This is a genomic window from Streptomyces sp. CRCS-T-1, assembly GCF_024442335.1.
Classification (GTDB): Bacteria; Actinomycetota; Actinomycetes; order Streptomycetales; family Streptomycetaceae; genus Streptomyces; species Streptomyces koelreuteriae.
This window is the reverse complement of the sequence record NZ_CP101651.1, coordinates 6,611,970-6,634,134: the sequence shown is the minus strand read 5'-3', so window position 1 is coordinate 6,634,134 and position 22,165 is coordinate 6,611,970. Positions and strand designations below refer to the sequence as shown.

Here is a 22,165-nt window from a genome sequence, read left to right as displayed (position 1 = left end):
GCGGCGATCCTGCCAGGCGGCCCTTCAACGCGCCGCCGGGCGGGGGCACTTTAGGCCGGAAACCGAGCATCCGTAAGGGCGCATACCTGCGCAAATCAGTCGCGGATCACTGCTGGCCGGAGATCATCGGATATTCAACGGTCCTCCAGTACTCTCTGGGGGATTTGCCGTGCACGTTGCCATTCCGGGGGGAATCGCATGGCCCGTGACCACCTGTCGATCCGTCGCCGCGGCCGTTCGCGCGGCGGGCCTCGTCCGCGGCGCCTACCACTTCGCCCTGCCGAACAGGTCGTCCGGCCGGGCCCAGGCGGCCCACTTCGTGCGCAACGGCGGCGACTGGAGCGCGGACGGCTGGACACTGCCGCCGGCGCTCGACATCGAGTACAACCCGTACGACAAGAGGCACAAGTGCTACGGCCTGAGCAAGGCCGGGATGACCGGCTGGATCAAGTCGTTCAGCGACGAGGTCAAGCGGCTCGCGGGCCGCCGCCCGGTGATCTACACGACCACCCACTGGTGGAACACCTGCACGGGCAACAGTCGTGCCTTCGCAGCGAACCACCACCTGTGGGTCGCCCGCTACGACGCGGCGAGCCCGGGACGGCTGCCGGCCGGCTGGGCATCCTGGACCTTCTGGCAGTACGACAACGGCGACGGCACTCTTCCGGGTGACCAGAATCTCTTCGACGGGTCACTCGATCGACTGAAACAGTTGGCGCGGGGCAGTTGATCGTTGGGGCACAAGGGCCGCTGAACCAGGGCGGAATGACGGCCCCCTGTTGCGGACACCCCTGCGCCCCTCCCAGTTCATCTTCCGTTCACTCGGGTTACCTACGTTCGTCCCGCCAACGACGCCGAACGATTGCCTGGGTAAATGGAAAGCTTCTCGCTGATCCTCGCGATTGTGGTGGTAACCGCACTCGCGTTCGATTTCACGAACGGTTTCCACGACACCGCGAACGCGATGGCCACGACCATTTCCACGGGCGCCATGAGACCGAAGATCGCGGTGGCCATGTCCGCGGTCCTCAATCTGGTCGGTGCCTTCCTGTCCGTCGAAGTCGCGAACACGATCTCCAAAGGCCTCGTCGACGAGGCCGGAATCCGCCCCGAGGTCATCTTCGCCGCCTTGGTCGGAGCGATCCTCTGGAACCTGCTGACCTGGCTCGTCGGTCTGCCGTCCAGTTCGTCGCACGCCCTGATGGGCGGCCTGATCGGTGCCACGATCGCCTCGGCGGGCGTCGGCGCGGTGCACGGCGACGTCCTGGTCACCAAGGTGCTGATCCCGGCGGTCGCCGCTCCGCTGGTCGCGGGCATCGCCGCGCTGCTCGCCAGCCGGCTGACGTACTCCCTCGGCAAGAAGGCCGACGGCGAGGCCTCCAAGAAGGGCTACCGCGCCGGCCAGATCGCCTCCGCGGGCCTGGTCTCGCTCGCCCACGGCACCAACGACGCCCAGAAGACGATGGGTGTCATCACCCTCGCCCTGGTCGCCGGCGGCGCCGTCGCCCCCGACTCCGACCCGCCCATGTGGGTCATCCTCTCGGCGGGCATCGCCATCGCGCTCGGCACCTACCTCGGCGGCTGGCGCATCATCCGCACCATGGGCAAGGGCCTGACCGACCTCCAGCCGCAGCAGGGCTTCGCCGCCCAGACCAGCGCGGCGACGGTCATCCTGGCCTCCTCGCACCTCGGCTTCTCCCTCTCCACCACCCACTCCGTGTCCGGCGCGGTGATGGGCGCGGGGCTCGGCCGCAAGGGCGGCGTGGTCCGCTGGTCGACGGCGACGCGGATGTTCGTCGCCTGGGGTCTGACGCTGCCGGCGGCGGCCCTGGTGGGCGCGCTCGCCGAGTACGTGACCGGGTTCGGGAACTGGGGCACGGCGGTCGTGGCGATCTTCCTGGTCGTCTCCAGCGCGGTGATCTGGAAGCTGTCGCGCCGTGAGGTCGTCGACCACACCAACGTCAACGAGGTCGACGAGGAGCCGGCCGGTGTCGTGACCACCGCGATCGCCGCGGTGACGCCGCCTCCGGCGGGCCCGTCCGAGGAACTGGCCGCCACGATCCCGGCCCAGGCCTCCGCCGACCGGAAGCCCTCCACCACGACCACCACGGTCTGATCCCGCCCACCGGTGACAAGGAAGAATCTCTGAGATGAAGATCGACTGGGCGACCCTCGGCTCCGTCTTCGGCGTCAGCCTCGTGGCCACCGTGACCCTCGTCGGCCTGTTCACCCTCGGCATCACCGGCCTGTCGCGCCGCGAGCGTGCGGTGGCGGCGGGCGGGTCCGCGGGACTCGCGGTGACGGGCGCGTACGCGTGCTTCGCGGCGTGTGCGGCGGCTGTCGGGTACGGGATCTATCTGATCGTGGCCTGAGCACGATCGTCTGTTGCCGGGCGGCACGGGGCTTTGGTCCCGGGCCGCCCGGTCGCCGTTCACGGGACAGCCGTCGGCACCCCCCGCCAGGCAGGCGGTGTGGGCTTGTCCACACTCTCCCCTCGCAGGTCAACGGCAAGTTGACGGCTGTTCGCGGCCGTGGTGGACTGCCGGGGCCAATGCGGCGGCAGGAGAGGAAGCCGGTGGAAGTCCGGCGCGGTCCCGCCACTGTCACCGGGGTAGCACTCACCGGGAGCCAGGAACTCTCACCGCCGGTCTCGTCGAACCAGGGCGTGGACACCCTGAGTGAGGACATATCGCCATGTTCGGCTGCCGATCCAGGGTCAGTACCCCGCCGTTGTCCGCCTCCTCGGCCGGCTGAGCCCATGGGTGCCGGTCGCGTCCACGCGTACGGTGCCGCCGCCGGTCTGATCGGTGATCTGCTGCTCGGCGATCCTCGCCGGGGGCATCCGGTCGCCGCGTTCGGGCGGGCCGCGGGCGCGGTGGAGAGGGTGTTGTGGCGGGACCACCGGGGGTGGGGCGCGCTGCACACCGTGGTGTGCGCGGGCGGCGCCGTCGCGCTGGGGGCCGTCGCCGCGCGTGCCGTGCGGACTTCCGCCCCCGCGTCGATCGGACTGACCGGTGTCGCCACCTGGGCCGTCGTCGGGGGGACTTCGCTGGCCCGGGAGGCGCAGGCCATCGGGCGCGCCCTGGAGGCCGGGGACGTAGAAGCGGCCCGCGCGCGGCTGCCGCATCTGTGCGGACGGGATCCACAGGCACTCGACGCCGACGGAATCGCCCGGGCCGTCGTCGAATCCGTTGCCGAGAACACCTCCGACGCCGTCGTGGGAGCGCTCGTGTGGGGGGCCGTCGGCGGAGTGCCGGGGCTTCTCGGGTTCCGGGCCGTCAACACCCTCGACGCCATGGTCGGGCACAAGTCGGCCCGGTACCGGCGCTACGGGTGGGCCTCCGCGCGGCTGGACGACGTCGCGGGCTGGCCGGGGGCCCGGCTGACCGCCGTACTCGCGACCGTGGCCGGGGGCGATCCGCGGGGAGCCGTGGCGGCCTGGCGTGCCGACGCCGCCAAGCATCCGAGTCCCAACGCCGGTCCCGTGGAGGCCTCGTTCGCGGGGGCGCTCGGGGTGCGGCTCGGCGGCACCCTGTCCTACGGCGGGCGTGTGGAGCACCGGCCCGTGCTGAACGACGCGGGGCGCGGCGTCGAAACCCGGGACATCGATCGGGCCGTACGGCTGTCCAGGCGTGTCGGCTGGCTCGCGCTCGGCGTCTGTGTCGCCGCGCGCCACATCGTGAAGGGGCGTACGTCATGACGGGCGGTGGGCTTCTCGTCGCCGGTACCACCTCCGACGCCGGCAAGAGCGTCGTGACCGCCGGGATCTGCCGGTGGCTGGTGCGCCAGGGCGTCAAGGTCGCGCCCTTCAAGGCGCAGAACATGTCCCTGAATTCGTTCGTGACGCGGGAGGGCGCCGAGATCGGGCGGGCGCAGGCCATGCAGGCGCAGGCCTGCCGGGTGGAGCCGACCGCGCTGATGAATCCGGTGCTGCTCAAGCCCGGCGGGGAGCAGAGCAGCCAGGTCGTGCTGCTGGGCAAGCCGGTCGGCGAGCTCAGTGCGCGCGGGTATCACGGAGGGCGGCAGCAGAGGCTGCTCGGGACGGTGCTGGACTGCCTGGAGCAGTTGCGGGGCACGTATGACGCGGTGATCTGTGAGGGGGCCGGTTCGCCCGCCGAGATCAATCTGCGGCGGACGGACATCGTCAACATGGGGATCGCCCGGGGCGCCGGGCTTCCCGTGCTCGTGGTCGGCGACATCGACCGGGGCGGGGTCTTCGCCTCGTTCTTCGGGACCGTCGCCCTGCTCTCGCGCGAGGACCAGGACTGTGTCGCGGGGTTCCTCGTCAACAAGTTCCGCGGGGACGTCTCCCTGCTGGAGCCGGGGCTCGAGATGCTCCACGGCCTCACCGGGCGGCACACCTACGGCGTTCTGCCCTTCCGGCACGGACTCGGGATCGACGAGGAGGACGGGCTGCGCGTCTCCCTGCGGGGGACGGTCCGGGAGTCCGTCGTCGCGCCGCCCGTCGGTGAGGACGTGCTGCGCGTCGCCGTCTGCGCGGTGCCGCTCATGTCCAACTTCACCGATGTCGACGCGCTGGCCGCCGAACCCGGTGTCGTCGTGCGGTTCGTGGACCGGCCCGAGGAGCTGGCCGACGCCGACCTCGTCATCGTGCCCGGGACCCGGGGCACCGTGCGTGCCCTGGAGTGGCTCAGGGAGCGCGGGCTGGCCGACGCGCTGCGGCGCAGGGCCGCCGAGCAGCGGCCGGTCCTCGGCATCTGCGGCGGCTTCCAGATCCTCGGCGAGCACATCGAGGACGACGTCGAGAGCCGCCTCGGTCATGTCGACGGGCTCGGGGTCCTGCCCGTACGGGTGCGGTTCGCGCGCGAGAAGACCCTCACCCGGCCGGTGGGCGAGGCCCTCGGGGAGCCGGTCGAGGGCTACGAGATCCACCACGGGGTCGCCGAAGTCACCGGCGGCGACCCCTTCTTGGACGGCTGCCGGGTCGGCCAGACCTGGGGCACGCACTGGCACGGCTCGCTGGAGTCGGACGGATTCCGGCGTGCCTTCCTGCGCGAGGTCGCGGCCGCAGCGGGCCGCCGCTTCGTACCGGCGCCGGACACCTCGTTCGCCGCGCTGCGCGAGGAGCAGCTCGACCGGCTCGGCGATCTGATCGAACAGCACGCGGACACGGACGCGCTGTGGCGGCTCATCGAGTCCGGCGCGCCGCCGGGGCTGCCCTTCGTCCCGCCGGGAGCGCCCGCATGAGGGCCGTGGCGGTGAGGCCGACCGCCCGCGGGGCGGCCCCGGGCCACCTGAGACGCTGGACCAGCTGCCCGATCCACCCGCGACGCGACATCCATCCGCAACTCGAAGGCGACTTGGAGGACGACGAAAAGTGACCACCCCCTTTCCGTTCACGGCCGTGGTCGGCCAGGACGATCTGCGGCTCGCGCTGCTGCTGAACGCCGTGTCACCGGCGGTCGGCGGTGTGCTGGTGCGCGGCGAGAAGGGCACGGCCAAGTCGACGGCCGTGCGGGCGCTGTCGGCGCTCATGCCGGAGGTGGACGTCGTCTCCGAGTGCCGCTTCTCCTGCGACCCCGGCTCGCCCGACCCCGGCTGCCCGGACGGGCCGCACGAGCCGGGGGGCTTCGCCTCCCGCCCGGCCCGCATGGTCGAGCTGCCCGTCGGCGCCTCCGAGGACCGGCTGGTGGGCGCGCTGGACATCGAACGGGCCCTGTCCGAGGGCGTGAAGGCCTTCGAGCCCGGCCTGCTCGCCGACGCGCACCGCGGCATCCTCTACGTCGACGAGGTCAACCTCCTCCACGACCACCTGGTCGACCTGCTGCTGGACGCGGCCGCGATGGGCGCCTCGTACGTGGAACGCGAGGGCGTCTCCGTGCGGCACGCCGCCCGCTTCCTGCTGGTCGGCACCATGAACCCCGAAGAGGGCGAGCTGCGGCCGCAGTTGCTCGACCGGTTCGGGCTGACCGTCGAGGTCGCGGCCTCGCGGGAGCCCGATCAGCGCGTCGAGGTCGTACGGCGTCGGCTGGCCTACGACGACGACCCGGCCGGGTTCGCCGCCCGCTGGGCCGAGGAGGAGGCCGACGTACGGGCCCGGATCGTGGCCGCGAAGAAGCTGCTGCCGTCGGTGCGGCTGGGCGACGACGCGCTGCGGCAGATCGCGGCGACCTGCGCGGCCTTCGAGGTGGACGGCATGCGCGCCGACATCGTGATGGCCCGGACCGCGACCGCGCTGGCGGCCTGGGCGGGGCGTACGGACGTGCTCGCCGAGGACGTACGGCAGGCCGCGCTGCTCGCGCTGCCGCACCGCCGGCGCCGCAACCCCTTCGACGCGCCGGGACTTGACGAGGACAAGCTGGACGAGACCCTGGAGGAGTTCTCCGGGGACGACGACCCGGACCCCGACCCGGATCCGGACCCCGGCTCGGGGCCGGACGGGCCCGACGGAGGCGGTGGACAGCCGGCCCCCGACGAGGGCCCCCGGGGCGGGGACCAGGAGGCCCGGCCGGAGGGCGAGCAGGAAGGGCAGCCGCAGCCGCAGCCCTCGGGAGCCGGCGAACAGTCGGCCGCACGCCCGTCCGAACCCTTCCGGACCAAGGTGCTGAGCGTGCCCGGACTCGGCGAGGGTGCCGCCGGGCGGCGTTCGAGGGCCCGCACCGAACACGGCCGGACCACGGGCGCCCGGCGGCCGAAGGGCTCCCTCACCAAGCTGCACCTGGCGGCGACCGTGCAGGCCGCGGCCCCGCACCAGCGGGCGCGCGGGCGGTCCGGGCCGGGACTCGTGGTGCGCCGGGACGACCTGCGGCAGGCCACCCGCGAGGGACGCGAGGGCAACCTCGTGCTGTTCGTGGTGGACGCCTCCGGGTCGATGGCGGCGCGGCAGCGGATGAGCGCCGTGAAGGGTGCCGTGCTGTCGCTGCTGCTGGACGCCTACCAGCGGCGGGACAAGGTGGGTCTGGTGACCTTCCGGGGGTCGGGCGCGGACGTCGCGCTGCCGCCGACCTCGTCCGTGGACGCGGCGGCGACCCGGCTGGAGTCGCTGCCGACCGGCGGCCGTACGCCGCTGTCGGCCGGGCTGCTGCGCGCGCACGACGTGCTGCGGGTGGAGCGGCTGCGCGATCCCGCGCGGCGGCCGCTGGTCGTGGTGGTGACGGACGGACGGGCCACCGGGGGCCCGGAGCCGGTCGCCCTGGCCGGGCGTGCGGCGCGGCTGTTCGCGGCCGAGGGCGTCGCGTCCGTCGTCGTGGACTGCGAGACGGGTCCGGTGCGGCTGGGGCTCGCCGGGCAGCTCGCGGGTGAGCTGGGCGGCACCGCCGTGACGCTGGACGAGCTGCGGGCGGACTCCATCGCCGGGCTGGTCAAGGATGTGCAGGGTACTTCGAGGAGGGCCGCGTAATGCCGCAGGGACAGCCGAGTGTCGTACCGGACGACGGTCTGACGACCCGACAGCGCCGCAACCGGCCGCTCGTCTTCGTGCACACGGGCATCGGCAAGGGCAAGTCCACCGCCGCCTTCGGGCTCGCGCTGCGGGCCTGGAACCAGGGCTGGCCGATCGGGGTGTTCCAGTTCGTCAAGTCGGCGAAGTGGAAGGTCGGCGAGGAGAACGCGCTGCGGGTGCTCGGGGCGTCCGGTGAGGGCGGGTCCGTCGACTGGCACAAGATGGGCGAGGGCTGGTCGTGGGTGCAGCGCGACGGGCAGATGGACAACGAGGAGAAGGCCCGGGAGGGCTGGGAGCAGGTCAAGCGGGACCTGGCTGCCGAGACGTACAAGCTGTATGTGCTGGACGAGTTCGCCTATCCGCTGCACTGGGGCTGGATCGACACCGACGAGGTCGTGGAGGTGCTGCGCAGCCGGCCCGGGACCCAGCATGTCGTGATCACCGGGCGGAACGCGCCCGAGAAGCTCGTCGACTTCGCGGACCTCGTGACCGACATGTCCAAGGTGAAGCACCCCATGGACGCCGGTCAGAAGGGGCAGAGGGGCATCGAGTGGTGATGTCCTCCTCCGTCCCACGACTGGTCGTCGCCGCGCCTGCTTCCGGCAGCGGCAAGACCACCGTTGCCACGGGGCTGATGGCCGCGTTCGCCGCGCGGGGACTCGCCGTGTCCCCGCACAAGGTCGGGCCGGACTACATCGACCCCGGGTATCACGCGCTCGCGAGCGGGCGCCTGGGACGGAACCTCGACGCCTATCTGTGCGGGCCGGACCTGGTCGGGCCGTTGTTCCTGCACGGGGCGCGAGGGTGTGACATCGCCGTCGTCGAGGGCGTGATGGGGCTCTTCGACGGGGCGGCCGGTGAGGGCGAGCTGGCGTCGACGGCTCATGTCGCCAAGCTGCTGCGGGCGCCGGTGGTGCTGGTCGTCGACGCGTCGTCGCAGTCCCGGTCGGTGGCGGCGCTGGTGCACGGGTTCACCACCTGGGATCCGGAGGTGCGGGTCGGGGGCGTGATCCTGAACAAGGTTGCGACGGACCGGCACGAGTGGCTGCTGCGGGAGGCCATGGAACAGGTCGGGGTGCCGGTGCTCGGGGTGCTGCGGCGGGCGCCGCAGGTCGACACGCCGTCGCGGCATCTGGGGCTGGTGCCGGTCGCCGAGCGGCGCGAGGAGGCGGTCGGCGCGGTCGAGGCCATGGCCGCGCAGGTCGCCGAGGGGTGCGATCTGGACGCGTTGATGCGGCTGGCCCGGAGCGCGGGCGCGTTGTCCGGCGCGGCGTGGGACGCGGCCGAGGCGGTCTCCACGCCCGACCGCCGTCCGACGCGGTCGCAGCAGAGCGCCCGGCCGCGCGTCGCCGTGGCCGGCGGTGAGGCGTTCACCTTCTCCTACGCCGAGCACACCGAGCTGCTCACCGCAGCCGGTGCCGAGGTCGTGCCCTTCGATCCCCTGCGGGACGAGGACCTGCCCGAGGGAACGAGCGGGCTGGTGATCGGGGGCGGGTTCCCGGAGGTGTACGTCTCCGAGCTGTCGGCCAACGAAGCCCTGCGCAAGGCCGTCGCCGGCCTGGCCGAGAGCGGCGCCCCGGTCGCCGCCGAGTGCGCGGGGCTGCTGTATCTGTGCCGGGAGCTGGACGGGCAGCCGATGTGCGGGGTGCTGGACGCCACGGCCCGGATGACGCGGCGGCTCACCCTGGGCTACCGGGACGCCGTGGCGGTCGGCGACAGTGTGCTCGCGGCCGCGGGGACCCGGATGCGGGGTCACGAATTCCATCGCACCACCGTGGAGCCCGGCTCGGGTCCCGATCCCGCCTGGGGGTTCCGGACCCCGGAGCGGCGGGTCGAGGGCTTCGTACGGCGCGGTGTGCACGCGAGCTATCTGCACACCCACTGGGCGTCAGAGCCCGGTGCCGTCCTCCGGTTCGTGGAGAGGTGCCGGACGTCATGAGCGGCAGGCTGGTCGGCGTCGGGATCGGGACGTCGCGGGGTGTCTGTGCCGAGGAGGTGCTCGGGCTGGTCGAGGACACCCTGCGGGAGGCCGGGCTGTCCGTGGCATGCGTCGCCGAGCTGGCCACGGTCGACGGCAAGGCCGGGGAGCCGGGCGTGGTCGAGGCCGCGCGGCGGCTCGGGGTGCCCCTGGTGACGTACTCCGCCGCGGAGTTGGCGGAAGTCGAGGTGCCGAACCCGTCCGACGTGCCGCTCGCCGCCGCCGGTACCCCGTCGGTGGCCGAGGCCGCCGCGCTCGCCGGCGGGGGTGAACTCCTCGTCCCCAAGCGGAAGTCGGCCGCGAGCCCGGCGCGGGCGACCTGCGCCGTCGTACGGCGGCCGGGGCACGGAGGGCTCGCGGTGGACGGGCTCGGGGCCGATGCCCGACCGGACACCTCTCGCGACATCGAGACGGCCGCGGCGGGCATCGCGTACCGTGCCGCGCTCAACGTCCCGCCGTACCACCCCACTTCCGCCGAGGAGCACCTGTGACCACCCCTCCCGCCCTGCTCATCGCCGGCCAAGGCACCCGCGACGACACCGGATCCGAGGCGTTCCGCGCGTTCGTACGCCAGCTGGGGGCCCGGCGCCCCGAACTGCCCGTCGCGGGCGGCTTCGCCGAGCCGTCGCGGCCGCCGCTGGGCGACGCCGTCGCCGAGCTGGTGGAGCGGGGCGTACGGCACTTCACCGCCGTTCCGCTGGTGCTGGTGCCCGCCGGGACCGCCCAGGGCGGCATCCGGGCGGCCCTGGCCCGTGAGAAGGAGCGGCACCCGGGGATCTCGTACTCGTACGGGCCCCCGCTCGGCCCGCATCCGGCGCTGCTGGACGTGCTGGAACGGCGGCTGGACGAGGCGCTGGGCGGTGCCGGGGCACGCAGGCCGGGTGACCGGGCCGATGTGACGGTGCTGCTGGTGGGGCCCGGGTCCACGGACCCGGACGCCAACGCCGAGGTGCACAGGGCGGCGCGGCTGCTGTGGGAGGGGCGCGGGTACGCGGGGGTCGAGACGGCGTTCGCTTCGCTGGCGGCGCCGGACGTGCCGAACGGGCTCGACCGGTGTGTACGGCTCGGGGCCCGGCGGATCGTGGTCCTGCCGTACTTCCTGTTCACCGGCGTCCAGCCGGACCGGGTGCGGCAGCAGACGGAGGGCTGGGCGGAGGCGCACCCGGAGATCGAGGTGTGCTCGGCGGGCGTCATCGGTCCGGAGCCGGAGCTGCTGGACCTGGTGTGGGAGCGGTACGAGGAGGCCGTCGCGGGCCGTCACGCGGCCGGGCACGTCCACCGGGAGGCGGACTCGCATGCGCACTGAGAGCGGGCACGATCTGCGCCACCACGGGGACGCGGAGGTCCGGGACGACGGCGGCTCGCTCGTCGATCTCGCCGTGAACGTCCGGGCCGACACTCCCCCGGTGTGGCTGCGGGAGCACATCGCGGCGTCGCTGGGCGGGCTCGCGGCCTACCCCGACGGTCGGGCCGCACGGGCGGCGGTGGCGGAGCGGCACGGGCTGCCTTCGGAGCGGGTGCTGCTGACGGCGGGCGCCGCGGAGGCGTTCGTGCTGCTGGCGCGGGCGCTGAAGGTGCAGCGGCCGGTCGTCGTCCATCCGCAGTTCACGGAGCCGGAGGCGGCGCTGCGGGACGCGGGGCACACGGTCGGCCGGGTGCTGCTGCGCGCGCGGGACGGCTTCCGGCTGGACCCGGCGGACGTGCCCGAGGACGCGGACCTGGTGGTGATCGGCAATCCGACGAACCCGACGTCGGTGCTGCACCCTGCCGGGACGATCGCCGGGCTCGCCCGTCCCGGGCGGGTTCTGGTGGTGGACGAGGCGTTCATGGACGCGGTGCCGGGTGAGCGCGAGGCCCTCGCGGGCCGCGTCGACGTCCCCGGTCTGGTGGTGCTGCGCAGCCTGACCAAGACCTGGGGGCTGGCCGGGCTGCGCATCGGGTACGTGCTGGCGGCGCCCGAGACCATCGAGGACCTGGAGCGGGCGCAGCCGCTGTGGCCGGTGTCGACACCGGCGCTGGCGGCGGCGCGGGCGTGCGTGGGCCCCCGGGGCGTGGCCGAGGCGGCCCACGCCGCCCATCGCGTCGCCGCGGACCGCGCCCACCTGGTGGCGGGCCTCGCACGGTTCGCCGAGGCCGGGGTGCGGACGGTCGAGCCGGCCGAGGGCCCCTTCCTCCTGATCCGCCTGCCGCAGGCGGCCGCCGTCCGCAGCCGCCTGCGGGACCTCGGCTACGCCGTGCGCCGTGGCGACACCTTCCCCGGCCTGGACGAGGAATGGCTCCGGCTGGCGGTACGGGACCGGACGACGACGGACGGGTTCCTGCGGGCGCTGGAGCGCGCGGTGACCGGCTGACGGTTCACCGTCACACCCCAGGCGGCTGGTTCACTCAGCCCCGGCGACGTGCCAGGGCCACCGCTCCCCCGCCGACGGCGAGGAGGGCGATCGCGCCGCCCATGATGTACGGGGTCGTCGAGCTGCCGCCCGTGTCGGCCAGGTTCTCCTCGGCGGGCGCGCCCTGGGGCTCGATCGCTGCGGGGGCGTCGGACGGCTCGGCGGAGGGGGCGGTGGACGGGTCGGCCGGTGGCTGTGCGGCGGGGGCGGACTTCGGTGTCTCGCAGGTCGCCTCGGCCAGGGTGAGCGTGCCGTTCACCTCGGCCACGTTCAGCTTCAACGGGTTGACGGACACCTTGAGTCGGAGGGCGGTGGCGGTGGCCGTGCGGGACGTCGTCTCCGTCTTGCGGAGGTCCAGGCGTACGTCGCCGACGCCCGGCACCTTGACGTCCGTCGGGCCGCCGGCGGTGAGGGTGACGCGCTTGCCGAGCACGGTGACCGAGCCGGGCAGGTCGGTCGTGGCGACGGGCTTCCTCCCGGCCTCGCAGACGGCCTTCGCGGTGACCTGCTCGATCTCGATGACCGACAGCAGCGGCAGGCCGGGGACATGGACGCGGGCCCGGGCCAGAGTGGTGCTGCCCTCGGCCTTCGTGGCGGTCGCGGTCGCTCTCGCCTCGGCCACGTCCGCGCGCAGCACGCTGAAGGGCTTTCCGCCGTTCACCCCGTCCAGGCGGGCGGTCAGCGCGGCCTTCTCGGCGCTCTGCGGGGCCTGGACCTCGTTGAGGGAGACGGTGAGCGGGGCCTCGACCGACTTGTTCAGCAGGGAGACGTCGAGGCCGGTGCGCAGGACGACGGCGCTCGCGCGTCCGTGGTCGCCGGTGGCGTGCGCCGGGCTCACGCCGGTCAGTGCCACGGGCCCGGCGGCGAGGGCCGTGGCCGTCGCCACGGTGGCCAGACGGCGTGCGGGCATGCGGAAGGAAGTGCTGTTCACGGTGGGGACTCCTGGAGTGACAGGCTCGGGACCCGGAAAGAATCGCGCACCCGGCGTACAGCGTCAGCGATCTGACGTCTCTTCACTCCAACGTGGCGATACCGTGGAAGTTTTCGAATCCCCCGGCACAGGCGTTCCCTCGTGTCACCCGCTCGGCTACCCGACCACGCGCCCGTTCAGCACCACCCGGCGCGGCGCCGCCAGGACCCCCACGTCGGCCCGCGGGTCCTGGTCGTAGACGACCAGGTCGGCCGGGGCGCCCTCGTCCAGGCCGGGGCGGCCGAGCCAGCTGCGGGCCGTCCAGGTTCCGGCCGCCAGGGCGTCGAGGGGCGGGATGCCTGCGGTGACCAGTTCGGCGACCTCGGCCGCCGCCAGGCCGTGGGCGATGCTGCCGCCGGCGTCGGTGCCGACGAAGACGGGGATGCCGGCGTCGTAGGCGTTCCGGACGGTGTCGTAGCGGCGTTCGTGGAGCCGGCGCATATGGGCCGACCATTGCGGGAACCGGGACTCTCCGCCGTCGGCGAGCTGCGGGAAGGTGGCGATGTTGACCAGGGTCGGGACGATGGCGACGCCCCGTTCGGCGAACAGCGGGATGAGGTCCTCGGTCAGGCCCGTCGCGTGCTCGATGCAGTCGATGCCGGCCTCGACGAGGTCCCGCAGGGAGTCCTCAGCGAAGCAGTGCGCGGTGACGCGGGCGCCCAGGCGGTGGGCCTCGGCGATCGCCGCCTCCACCGCGCCCCGGGGCCAGCAGGCCGACAGATCGCCGAGGTCGCGGTCGATCCAGTCGCCGACCAGCTTGACCCAGCCGTCGCCGCGCCGGGCCTCCTGGGCGACGTAGGCGACGAGATCCTCCGGCTCGACCTCCCAGGCGTAGTTGCGGATGTAGCGACGGGTGCGCGCGATGTGCCGCCCGGCGCGGATGATCTTCGGCAGGTCCTCGCGGTCGTCGATCCAGCGGGTGTCGGAGGGCGAGCCCGCGTCGCGGATCAGCAGCGTGCCCGCCTCCCGGTCGGTCAGGGCCTGCTTCTCGGCGACGTCCTGCGGGACCGCGCCGTGCCGGTCGAGTCCCACGTGGCAGTGCGCGTCGACGAGGCCGGGCAGGGCCCAGCCCTTGACGGTGCGGATGTCACGGGCACCGGCGGGACGGTCGTAGGAGACGCGGCCGTCCACCACCCACAGTTCGTCGCGGACGTCCTCGGGCCCGACGAGCACCCGTCCCTTCACGTGCAGCACCGTGCGATCGCTCATGCATCGCACCCTAATGAGCCGCGGACCTCGGCTGCGAGGGGGCACCTACCCGCCGGTTACCCTCGATGCCGTCGGCCCCGGGCAGACGGCGCCCGCCCCGTGAACGAAGAGAGCCCCACCGTGACGCACCCGTTTCTGGACCTGGCCCCGCTCGGCGCGGACCGCTTCGCCGCGATCGAGGACCGTGTGGCGCGGCTGCTGAGCACCGAGCAGGACGTCGTGATCACGCAGGGCGAGGCGCTGCTGCCGCTGGAGGGCGCGATCCGTGCCGCGGCCGGGCCGGGGACGACGGCGCTGAACGTCATCACGGGCCCCTACGGGCAGACCTTCGGCGACTGGCTGCGGGACTGCGGTGCCACGGTGGTCGACCTGGCGGTGCCCTTCCACACGGCGGTCACGGCCGAGCAGATCCGGCAGGCCTTCGCCGAGCATCCGGAGATCGACTTCGTGTCGCTGGTGCACGCGGAGGCGGCGACCGGCAACACCAACCCGGTCGCGGAGATCGGCGAGGTCGTGCGGGCGCACGGGGCGCTGTTCTACCTGGACGCGGTGGCGTCGATCGGGGCCGAGCCGGTGCTGACCGACGCGTGGGGCGTGGACCTGTGCGTGATCGGCGCGCAGAAGGCCATGGGCGGTCCCGCCGGTGTCTCGGCGGTGTCGGTGAGCGAGCGGGCCTGGGCCCGGATGGCGGCGAACCCGAGGGCGCCGCGCCGGTCGTATCTGTCGCTCCTCGACTGGAAGGAGCGGTGGATCGACGGCGGCCGCAAGGCGCTGCCGCACGCTCCGGCGCAGCTGGAGATGCTCGGGCTGGAGGCGTGTGTGGAGCGGATCGAGGCGGTGGGGCTGGATGCCGTGATGGCCCGGCACGCCTCCGCCGCGGCGGCGACGCGGGCCGGGGCGGTCGCGCTCGGTGGTGGCCTTGAGCCGTATGTGTACGAGGCGCGGGACGCGGCGCCCGTCGCGACGACGCTCCGGGTGCCGTCGGGGGTGGTGGCGTCGGAGCTGGTGGCGAGGGCGCTGGAGGCGGATCCGGCACTGCCGGTCGCCGCCGGTGGGGGTGCGCTGGCCAAGGAGATGATCCGGGTCAACCACTATGGGGCGGATGCGACGCGGGGGGCTGTGCGGGCGAGTCTGGCGGCGTTGGGGGTGGCTCTCTCCGAGCAGGGGCTGACGGTGGACGTGGAGGGGGCGCTGCGGGCCGTGGAGGGGGCGTGGCGGTAGTTCGAGGGCTGAGGTCTTGATCGGGGGCTGAGGTGGGGGCTGAGGTTCTCGGTTTTCGCCCCCGCCGCCCCTTCCCGTCCCTGTCCCAGGGGCTCCGCCCCTTCAACCCCGCCGGGGGCTGCGCCCCCAGACCCCCGCTTCGGCCTGAACGGCCTCGTCCTCAAGCGCCGGACGGGCTGGAAGCAGGCACCGGCCGTTGTCACCGGACGGCCTGGAAGGCCGGCGCCCCCCCAATGTCGCCGGACGGGCCGGAAGGCCGGCGCCCCCGTTGCCACCGGACGGGCTGGAAGGCCGATACCGGCCGATGTCACCGGACGGGCCGGATGGCAGACACCGGCCGGTGTCAGTGGCCCGTGCCATGCTCGGCGTATGACGAGCGACACATCCGCCGAACTCACCCCGACGCTTCCCGACGGCCGCCCCGTGCCTCATCTGAGTGGTGACGAGCGGGCCATGCTGGAGAGCTGGCTGGACTTTCACCGGGCCACGCTGGCGCTGAAGTGCGCGGGGCTCGACGACGCGCAGGTGCGGATGCCGGCGGCCGAGCCGTCCGCGCTGACGCTGTTGGGGCTGGTGCAGCATCTCGCCGAGGTGGAGCGGAACTGGTTCCAGAGAGTGACCGCCGGCCTCGACGCGCCGCCGCTGTTCGAGGACCCGACCGGTTACGCGCTGCAGCCGGGGCGGGGCCTCGACGAGGCGCTGGGGATCTGGCGGCGGGAGATCGCGCGTGGGCGGGAGCTGTGCGGCGGGCTGCCGCTGGACCACGTCGGGCGGGTCGCCGAGGGGCCGGTGCCGGGGATGGAGGTCAGCCTGCGGTGGGTGCTGATTCACATGATCGAGGAGTACGCGCGGCACAACGGTCACGCCGATCTCCTGCGAGAACGCATCGACGGAGTGACCGGGGCCTGAATTGCAGATACTTTCCGCTCTGCCCCGCATGTAAGCTGGCCCACAATTAAGAATTCATCAAGGAACAGCTTCCCGTATTCTTCTGCCCGCTTTCCCCGGTCCTAAACCCAGAGATTTTGAGGACACTCGGCGAGGAAATTCGGGCGCATCTCGTGGGGATTACATGGCTGTGACGCGTTACACACAGTGACCGCTTCGCCCGATTTTTCCGGGACGAAACCAGACATTTTACCACCCCCACACCTAAAGACTCGCGCCCGCGCGATAACACAGTCATGGCTCATACGTAACCCCGTCCGGCGATGCGATTTTGAATTTCTCTGGGTAAATTCAATTGGTATGACTGCCGTACAAGCGGACCCGCAAATCGACCGACCCACCGTGGCCGACGGAGCCGCACTGTGGCGGATGGCGAAGGACTCCAAGGTTCTGGACCTGAACTCGTCCTACAGCTATCTGCTCTGGTGCCGCGACTTCGCGGCCACGTCGGCCGTGGCGCGTGACGAGCACGGCGAGCCGATGGGCTTCATCACCGGGTACGTGCGGCCGGACAGCCCGCACACCCTGCTGGTCTGGCAGGTGGCCGTGGACGAGGCTCACCGCGGGCGCGGGCTGGCCGCCACGATGCTCGACGGTCTGGTCGCCCGGACCGTGGCCGAGCACGGGGTGACGACCGTGGAGACCACCATCACTCCGGGCAACGCCGCCTCGGAGCGCCTGTTCACATCGTTCGCCGAGCGTCACGGCGCCCGGCTGGAGCGCGAGGTGCTCTTCGACACGGCCGTGTTCCCCGACGGGCCGCACGACCCCGAGGTCCTGTACCGCATCGGTCCGCTGCCCCACTGAGACTTCCCGTCCCACCCCACTCCCGCAGAGTTTCCCCACGTACCTAGGAGCGATTCGTCGTGACCATCACCCAGCCCGACCTGAGTGTCTTCGAGACCGTTGAGTCCGAGGTGCGCAGCTACTGCCGCGGCTGGCCCACCGTCTTCGACCGCGCCGTGGGCAGCCGTATGTACGACGAGGACGGCCATGAGTACCTCGACTTCTTCGCCGGAGCCGGGTCACTGAACTACGGGCACAACAACCCGGTCCTGAAACGCGCCCTGATCGACTACCTGGAGCGTGACGGCGTCACGCACGGGCTCGACATGTCGACCACCGCCAAGCGCACGTTCCTGGAGGCCTTCCAGAACCTGCTGCTGCGGCCGCGTGACCTGCCGTACAAGGTCATGTTCCCCGGCCCGACCGGCACCAACGCCGTGGAGGCCGCGCTGAAGCTGGCGCGCAAGGTGAAGGGGCGCGAGTCGATCGTGTCCTTCACCAACGCCTTCCACGGCATGTCGCTGGGCTCGCTGGCCGTGACCGGCAACGCCTTCAAGCGGGCCGGCGCCGGTATACCGCTGGTGCACGGCACGCCCATGCCGTTCGACAACTACTTCGACGGCACCGTCGAGGACTTCCTGTGGTTCGAGCGGCTGCTGGAGGACCAGGGCTCCGGCCTGAACAAGCCGGCCGCCGTGATCGTCGAGACCGTGCAGGGCGAGGGCGGCATCAACGTGGCCCGGCCCGAGTGGCTGCGTGCCCTGTCCGAGCTGTGCGAGCGGCAGGACATGCTGCTCATCGTCGACGACATCCAGATGGGCTGCGGCCGTACCGGCGCCTTCTTCTCCTTCGAGGAGGCGGGCATCGTGCCGGACATCGTCACCGTCTCGAAGTCGATCAGCGGCTACGGCATGCCCATGTCGCTGTGCCTGTTCAAGCCGGAGCTGGACGTCTGGGAGCCCGGCGAGCACAACGGCACCTTCCGCGGCAACAACCCCGCGTTCGTCACGGCCACCGCGACGCTCGAGACGTACTGGGCCGACGGTTCCGCGATGGAGAAGCAGACCCGCAAGCGCGGCGAGCAGGTCGAGCAGGCGCTGATCTCCATCACCGAGGAGAACCTGGCCGACGTGAAGGAGTACCGGGGCCGCGGCCTGGTGTGGGGCCTGGAGTTCCACGACAAGGAGCGCGCGAACAAGGTCGCCAAGCGCGCCTTCGAGCTGGGGCTGCTGATCGAGACGTCCGGCCCCGAGAGCGAGGTCGTCAAGATGCTCCCCGCCCTCACCATCACCCCCGAAGAGCTGGACGAGGGCCTGCGCACGCTGGCCCGCGCCGTCCGAGAGACCGCCTGACACACCAACCGAAGCAGCACCCACCTAGGAGGCATCGCAGCACCGTGATTGTCCGTTCGTTCAAGGAGATCGAAGGTACCGACCGGCACGTGAAGTCGGCGTCCGGTACGTGGGAGAGCAAACGCATCGTCCTCGCCAAGGAGAAGGTCGGCTTCTCCCTGCATGAGACGGTCCTGTACGCGGGTACGGAGACATCGATGTGGTACGCGAACCACATCGAGGCCGTTGTCTGCGTGGAGGGCGAGGCCGAGCTCACCGACCACGAGACCGGGAAGTCGTACACGATCACGCCCGGCACCATGTACCTCCTGGACGGGCACGAGAAGCACACGCTGCGGATCAAGCAGGACTTCCGCTGCCTCTGCGTCTTCAACCCGCCTGTCACCGGACGGGAGGACCACGACGAGAACGGCGTTTACCCGCTGCTCACCGAGGAGGTGTGAGGCTTCATGACCGCCACCTACGACACGACCACCGGTATGCCGGACCTCTATCCGAGTCGTGGCGCCGCCGAGGTGCTGACGCCGCGCCAGGATCCGGTCGTCTGGGGCGCGCCCGACGCCCCGGGCCCGGTGGCGCCGGCCGACCTGTTGTCGTTCGAGCGTGACGGCTTCCTCGCCATCGACGAGCTGATCACCGAGGACGAGGTCGCCGTCTACCGGAACGAGCTGAACCGGCTGGTGCACGACCCGGACATGCGGGCCGACGAGCGGTCGATCGTCGAGCCGCAGTCCAAGGAGATCCGCACGGTCTTCGAGGTGCACAAGATCAGCGAGGTGTTCGCCAGGCTGGTGCGCGACGAGCGTGTCGTCGGCCGTGCGCGGCAGATCCTCGGCTCGGACGTCTACGTCCACCAGTCGCGGATCAACGTCAAGCCGGGGTTCGGGGCCAGTGGCTTCTACTGGCACTCGGACTTCGAGACGTGGCACGCCGAGGACGGTCTGCCGCGGATGCGCACGGTGTCGGTCTCGATCGCGCTGACCGAGAACTACGACACCAACGGCGGACTCATGATCATGCCGGGGTCGCACAAGACGTTCCTCGGGTGCTCGGGTGAGACGCCGAAGGACAACTACAAGAAGTCGCTGCAGATGCAGGACGCGGGCACGCCCTCCGACGAGGCGCTGAGCCACATGGCCTCGCAGCACGGCATCAAGTTGTTCACGGGCAAGGCCGGTTCGGCGACCTGGTTCGACTGCAACGCCATGCACGGTTCCGGCGACAACATCACGCCGTTCCCGCGCAGCAACGTGTTCATCGTGTTCAACAGCGTGGAGAACACGGCGGTCGAGCCGTTCGCGGCGCCGGTACGGCGTCCCGAGTTCATCGGCGCCCGGGAGTTCACGCCGGTGCGGTGATACCGCTGCGGTGACGCCCCTTTGAACACCGGGCCGGGCCTCCTCGTGTGGGACGGGAGGTCCGGCCCGGTCATGTCCTCAGCCGGACAGGACGTCCAGGAGCCGGTCGACGTCCGCCGGGGTGTTGTAGAGGTGGAACGCGGCCCGCAGATTGCCGGCCCGGTCGGACACCTCGATGCCCGCCCGGCTCAGCTCGCCCTGCCGGTGGCCGAGCCCCGGCACGGACACGATCGCCGAGCCCGGCGAGGGCACCGGCTCGTGTCCCAGCCCGGTCAGCCCGGCCCGGAAGCGGTCCGCGAGCGCGAGATCGTGGGCGTGCACGGCGTCGACGCCGAGTTCCTCGATCAGCGCCAGTGAGGCGCGCAGCCCGGCGTAGGTGAAGAGGGCCGGGCTGATGTCGAACCGCCGTGCGGAGTCGGCGAGTTGCTCGACGGGGCCGTAGCAGCTGTCCCAGGGGATCTCGCCGGCGACCCAGCCGGCGAGCAGCGGGGTGAGCCCGCCGAAGTCTTGCGGTGCGACGAAGAACGCGGCCCCGTGCGGCCCCATGAGCCATTTGAAGCCGACGGCGGCGAGGAAGTCGTCGGCGTCACCGTCCATGGGCAGCCAGCCGGCCGACTGCGAGGCGTCGACGTAGGTGCGGGCCCCGTGCGCCCGGGCCGCCTCGCGCACGGCCGGAAGGTCGGCGAGCCGGCCGTCGGCGGACTGGGCGGTGCTGACCGCGACGAGCGCGGTGCCGGGCCGGACGGACTCGGCGAGCCGCTCCAGGGGCACGGCCCGCACCTTGAGGTCGCCGCGCACATGGAACGGGTTCACCAGGGAGGCGAAGTCGGCCTCCGCCGTGAGGACTTCGGCACCGGCGGGCAGCGACGCCGCGATCAGCCCGCCGTACTCGGCGACCGAGGCCCCGGTCGCGACACGCTCCGCCGGCACCCCGGCCAGCCGGGCGAAGGACGCGCGGGCGGCCTCCACCTCCTCGTACAGGGGACCCAGGGGCGTGCCCTCGGCCCGCATCCGCACCGCCTGGTGCAGGGCGGTGACGGTACGGGCGGGCAGGAGCCCGTTGCTCGCGGTGTTGAGGTAGGTGTGCTTCGGGGTGAACTCGGCGCGGACGAGGTTCTCGAAGGTCTCCATGGGACCACTCTGCGTCCCGTGGGAACCCCCCGTCCATTGCCGATGTCTGCGTGATATCGCCAAGAGGCGCTTATGGATGCGCCCCGACCTGCGGTTTTCAGTGCTGGGGCACCGCACAGCCGTCCGGACCACACGCGTCCGCGCCGTCGGTGGATCCGCTCTCGACGATCTTCAGCGGCGCGCGCTCGCCGAAGGCCTGTGTCAGGGCCTGGGCGAAGACCTCGGCGGGCTGGGCGCCGGAGACGCCGTACTTGCGATCCAGCACGAAGAACGGCACACCGTTCGCGCCGAGCTCGGCGGCCTCCCGCTCGTCGGCCCGGACCTCGGCGGCGTAGGCCTCCGGGTCGGCGAGCACACCACGGACGGCGTCCTCGTCGAGCCCGGCGGCCACGGCCAGCTCCACGAGCCGCTCGTCCTCGCCGAAGACCGAGCGCTCCTCGGCGAAGTTGGCCCGGTACAGCACGTCGAGCAGCCGCTCCTGACGGCCGTGCTCCTTGGCGAGGTGGAGCAGACGGTGCATGTCGAAGGTGCTGCCGTGGTCGCGGCCCCGGGTGCGGTAGTCCAGGCCCTCGGCGGCGGCCTGCGCGCCCAGATTGTCCTCACCGGCCTCGGCCTGGGCGGCGCTCATCCCGTACTTCCTGGTGAGCATGGTGATCACGGGCTGGATGTCGTCCTTGGCACGGCCCGGGTCCAGCTCGAAGGAGCGGTGCACGACCTCGACCTCGTCGCGGTGCGGGAAGTCCCGCAGCGCCTTGTCGAAGCGGGCCTTGCCCACGTAGCACCAGGGGCAGGCGATGTCGCTCCAGATCTCGACGCGCATGTCTCGGCTCTCTCCAGCTCGTACGGGTTACGGAGACTCCCTCCGCCGAGTGCGTGAACGTTCAATCAGCGGGCTTCATTCCCCGGGACGGTGAGACGCAGCCGCATGTGGTGATCGTCCGGGGCGACCGGCGACTCCGGGTCCGCTGCCCACCCCTGGCGACCGTAGAAGCCCCGGGCCCGCTCATTGCTCACATGCACGTCGAGCCAGGCCGTACGCACCCCGCCGGTCCGCCACTCCGCGACGCACGCGGTGTGCAGGGCGGTGCCGATTCCGGCGCGCCAGCGGTCGGGGTCGACGTGGAACTGGAACAGCGTGACGGTGCCCGCGGGAGCCCCCTCCGCCCGGCGGAAGGAGGCGATCCCGGCCAGGCGCCCGTCACGCACCGCGCACAGCACCCGCCCGTCGGACCTCCCTATCGCCTCCCGCCACCGGCCCTGCCAGTCGGCCCCGTCGTCCGGGAACCCGTCCGGGTAGTAGGTGGCCCGGGCGCGCTGATGTAACGCGGCGACCTCCCCGGCTTCGGCGGGCAGTGCGGTCCTGATCTCCAGACCATCGACATTCGGGTTGGTTTCGATCATGCAGCACAGGACGCGCCGG

Annotated in this window: 21 protein-coding genes, 1 pseudogene and 1 riboswitch; of the genes and pseudogenes, 17 read left to right on the top strand and 5 right to left on the bottom strand. The window is 72.2% G+C overall.

Annotated elements, in window-relative coordinates; translation table 11 throughout:
* Positions 1-181 precede the first annotated feature (181 nt).
* The 11 genes and pseudogenes from NNW99_RS30030 (at position 182) to cobC (ending at position 11,731) form a co-directional block, all read left to right on the top strand.
* Positions 182-730: a GH25 family lysozyme gene (locus NNW99_RS30030; RefSeq protein WP_370869213.1), complete on the top strand. Its 549-nt coding sequence runs from the start codon at positions 182-184 to the stop codon at positions 728-730.
* Positions 731-874: 144 nt separating this feature from the next.
* Positions 875-2,116 (top strand): inorganic phosphate transporter, encoded by a 1,242-nt coding sequence (locus NNW99_RS30025; RefSeq protein ID WP_215122300.1) that lies wholly within the window; start codon positions 875-877, stop codon positions 2,114-2,116.
* 34 nt (positions 2,117-2,150) lie between these two features.
* On the top strand, positions 2,151-2,372 hold the full coding sequence (locus NNW99_RS30020) for a hypothetical protein (RefSeq protein ID WP_184599685.1): 222 nt from the start codon (positions 2,151-2,153) through the stop codon (positions 2,370-2,372).
* Positions 2,373-2,564: 192 nt separating this feature from the next.
* A riboswitch (cobalamin riboswitch) is annotated at positions 2,565-2,638 on the top strand.
* Positions 2,639-2,758: 120 nt separating this feature from the next.
* Entirely contained in the window at positions 2,759-3,700 is a 942-nt protein-coding gene (locus tag NNW99_RS30015; protein ID WP_215122299.1) for a cobalamin biosynthesis protein, read from the top strand.
* Positions 3,697-5,208, top strand: coding sequence for a cobyric acid synthase (locus tag NNW99_RS30010; protein WP_215122298.1), 1,512 nt, complete (start codon positions 3,697-3,699; stop codon positions 5,206-5,208). The genes NNW99_RS30015 and NNW99_RS30010 overlap by 4 nt, the downstream gene beginning before the upstream one ends.
* A gap of 130 nt (positions 5,209-5,338) precedes the next feature.
* Positions 5,339-7,360 carry a putative cobaltochelatase gene (locus NNW99_RS30005; protein WP_215122297.1) on the top strand — a complete coding sequence of 674 codons (2,022 nt, stop codon included), beginning with the start codon at positions 5,339-5,341 and terminating at the stop codon, positions 7,358-7,360.
* Positions 7,360-7,959 (top strand): cob(I)yrinic acid a,c-diamide adenosyltransferase, encoded by a 600-nt coding sequence (cobO, locus tag NNW99_RS30000; protein ID WP_215122296.1) that lies wholly within the window; start codon positions 7,360-7,362, stop codon positions 7,957-7,959. The genes NNW99_RS30005 and cobO overlap by 1 nt, the downstream gene beginning before the upstream one ends.
* Positions 7,959-9,341 (top strand): cobyrinate a,c-diamide synthase, encoded by a 1,383-nt coding sequence (locus NNW99_RS29995; RefSeq protein WP_215122295.1) that lies wholly within the window; start codon positions 7,959-7,961, stop codon positions 9,339-9,341. The genes cobO and NNW99_RS29995 overlap by 1 nt, the downstream gene beginning before the upstream one ends.
* 17 nt (positions 9,342-9,358) lie before the next feature.
* A pseudogene (locus tag NNW99_RS29990) lies at positions 9,359-9,766 on the top strand (cobalamin biosynthesis protein); the annotation flags it as partial.
* Positions 9,767-9,867: 101 nt separating this feature from the next.
* On the top strand, positions 9,868-10,686 hold the full coding sequence (locus NNW99_RS29985; protein ID WP_215122293.1) for a sirohydrochlorin chelatase: 819 nt from the start codon (positions 9,868-9,870) through the stop codon (positions 10,684-10,686).
* Positions 10,676-11,731: an Rv2231c family pyridoxal phosphate-dependent protein CobC gene (gene cobC, locus NNW99_RS29980; RefSeq protein WP_215122292.1), complete on the top strand. Its 1,056-nt coding sequence runs from the start codon at positions 10,676-10,678 to the stop codon at positions 11,729-11,731. The genes NNW99_RS29985 and cobC overlap by 11 nt, the downstream gene beginning before the upstream one ends.
* Before the next feature lie 34 nt (positions 11,732-11,765).
* Here the strand turns inward: cobC and NNW99_RS29975 are convergent, their stop codons facing one another.
* Positions 11,766-12,701: an SCO1860 family LAETG-anchored protein gene (locus NNW99_RS29975; RefSeq protein WP_215122291.1), complete on the bottom strand. Its 936-nt coding sequence runs from the start codon at positions 12,699-12,701 to the stop codon at positions 11,766-11,768.
* Between the two features lie 156 nt (positions 12,702-12,857).
* Complete coding sequence (locus tag NNW99_RS29970; protein WP_215122290.1) at positions 12,858-13,949, bottom strand: amidohydrolase family protein; 1,092 nt, start codon at positions 13,947-13,949, stop codon at positions 12,858-12,860.
* Positions 13,950-14,069: 120 nt separating this feature from the next.
* Here NNW99_RS29970 and NNW99_RS29965 point away from each other — a divergent pair, with 120 nt between their 5' ends.
* The 6 genes from NNW99_RS29965 (at position 14,070) to thpD (ending at position 19,614) form a co-directional block, all read left to right on the top strand.
* A complete protein-coding gene (locus NNW99_RS29965; RefSeq protein WP_215122289.1) occupies positions 14,070-15,170 on the top strand; it encodes an alanine--glyoxylate aminotransferase family protein in 1,101 nt (366 codons plus the stop codon).
* Positions 15,171-15,539: 369 nt separating this feature from the next.
* Positions 15,540-16,079, top strand: coding sequence for a DinB family protein (locus NNW99_RS29960; protein WP_215122288.1), 540 nt, complete (start codon positions 15,540-15,542; stop codon positions 16,077-16,079).
* A gap of 339 nt (positions 16,080-16,418) precedes the next feature.
* Entirely contained in the window at positions 16,419-16,925 is a 507-nt protein-coding gene (gene ectA, locus NNW99_RS29955) for a diaminobutyrate acetyltransferase (RefSeq protein WP_215122287.1), read from the top strand.
* Positions 16,926-16,984: 59 nt separating this feature from the next.
* Positions 16,985-18,256 (top strand): diaminobutyrate--2-oxoglutarate transaminase, encoded by a 1,272-nt coding sequence (ectB, locus tag NNW99_RS29950; RefSeq protein ID WP_215122286.1) that lies wholly within the window; start codon positions 16,985-16,987, stop codon positions 18,254-18,256.
* Positions 18,257-18,300: 44 nt separating this feature from the next.
* On the top strand, positions 18,301-18,699 hold the full coding sequence (locus tag NNW99_RS29945; protein ID WP_184599670.1) for an ectoine synthase: 399 nt from the start codon (positions 18,301-18,303) through the stop codon (positions 18,697-18,699).
* A 6-nt stretch (positions 18,700-18,705) separates the two neighbouring features.
* Positions 18,706-19,614, top strand: a complete 909-nt coding sequence (gene thpD, locus NNW99_RS29940) for an ectoine hydroxylase (RefSeq protein WP_215122285.1) — start codon at positions 18,706-18,708, stop codon at positions 19,612-19,614.
* Positions 19,615-19,692: 78 nt separating this feature from the next.
* Here the strand turns inward: thpD and NNW99_RS29935 are convergent, their stop codons facing one another.
* The 3 genes from NNW99_RS29935 to NNW99_RS29925 form a co-directional block, all read right to left on the bottom strand.
* The gene (locus NNW99_RS29935) at positions 19,693-20,745 is read right to left on the bottom strand and encodes an aminotransferase class V-fold PLP-dependent enzyme (RefSeq protein WP_215122284.1); all 1,053 of its coding nucleotides are present in this window, start codon (positions 20,743-20,745) and stop codon (positions 19,693-19,695) included.
* Positions 20,746-20,842: 97 nt separating this feature from the next.
* A complete protein-coding gene (locus tag NNW99_RS29930) occupies positions 20,843-21,565 on the bottom strand; it encodes a DsbA family oxidoreductase (protein ID WP_215122283.1) in 723 nt (240 codons plus the stop codon).
* A gap of 65 nt (positions 21,566-21,630) precedes the next feature.
* The gene (locus NNW99_RS29925) at positions 21,631-22,146 is read right to left on the bottom strand and encodes a GNAT family N-acetyltransferase (protein WP_215122282.1); all 516 of its coding nucleotides are present in this window, start codon (positions 22,144-22,146) and stop codon (positions 21,631-21,633) included.
* Positions 22,147-22,165: the final 19 nt, after the last annotated feature.

Excerpts from the sequence above, each read along its gene's own strand:
- NNW99_RS30020 (WP_184599685.1), top strand. The coding sequence starts at position 2,151 with ATGAAGATCGACTGGGCGACCCTCGGCTCCGTCTTCGGCGTCAGCCTC.
- NNW99_RS30025 (WP_215122300.1), top strand. The coding sequence starts at position 875 with ATGGAAAGCTTCTCGCTGATCCTCGCGATTGTGGTGGTAACCGCACTC.
- NNW99_RS30010 (WP_215122298.1), top strand. The coding sequence starts at position 3,697 with ATGACGGGCGGTGGGCTTCTCGTCGCCGGTACCACCTCCGACGCCGGC.
- NNW99_RS29935 (WP_215122284.1), bottom strand. The coding sequence starts at position 20,745 with ATGGAGACCTTCGAGAACCTCGTCCGCGCCGAGTTCACCCCGAAGCAC.
- NNW99_RS30015 (WP_215122299.1), top strand. The coding sequence starts at position 2,759 with ATGGGTGCCGGTCGCGTCCACGCGTACGGTGCCGCCGCCGGTCTGATC.
- ectA (WP_215122287.1), top strand. The coding sequence starts at position 16,419 with ATGACTGCCGTACAAGCGGACCCGCAAATCGACCGACCCACCGTGGCC.
- cobC (WP_215122292.1), top strand. The coding sequence starts at position 10,676 with ATGCGCACTGAGAGCGGGCACGATCTGCGCCACCACGGGGACGCGGAG.
- thpD (WP_215122285.1), top strand. The coding sequence starts at position 18,706 with ATGACCGCCACCTACGACACGACCACCGGTATGCCGGACCTCTATCCG.
- NNW99_RS29970 (WP_215122290.1), bottom strand. The coding sequence starts at position 13,949 with ATGAGCGATCGCACGGTGCTGCACGTGAAGGGACGGGTGCTCGTCGGG.
- NNW99_RS29995 (WP_215122295.1), top strand. The coding sequence starts at position 7,959 with ATGTCCTCCTCCGTCCCACGACTGGTCGTCGCCGCGCCTGCTTCCGGC.
- NNW99_RS29930 (WP_215122283.1), bottom strand. The coding sequence starts at position 21,565 with ATGCGCGTCGAGATCTGGAGCGACATCGCCTGCCCCTGGTGCTACGTG.
- NNW99_RS29960 (WP_215122288.1), top strand. The coding sequence starts at position 15,540 with ATGACGAGCGACACATCCGCCGAACTCACCCCGACGCTTCCCGACGGC.
- cobO (WP_215122296.1), top strand. The coding sequence starts at position 7,360 with ATGCCGCAGGGACAGCCGAGTGTCGTACCGGACGACGGTCTGACGACC.
- NNW99_RS29925 (WP_215122282.1), bottom strand. The coding sequence starts at position 22,146 with ATGATCGAAACCAACCCGAATGTCGATGGTCTGGAGATCAGGACCGCA.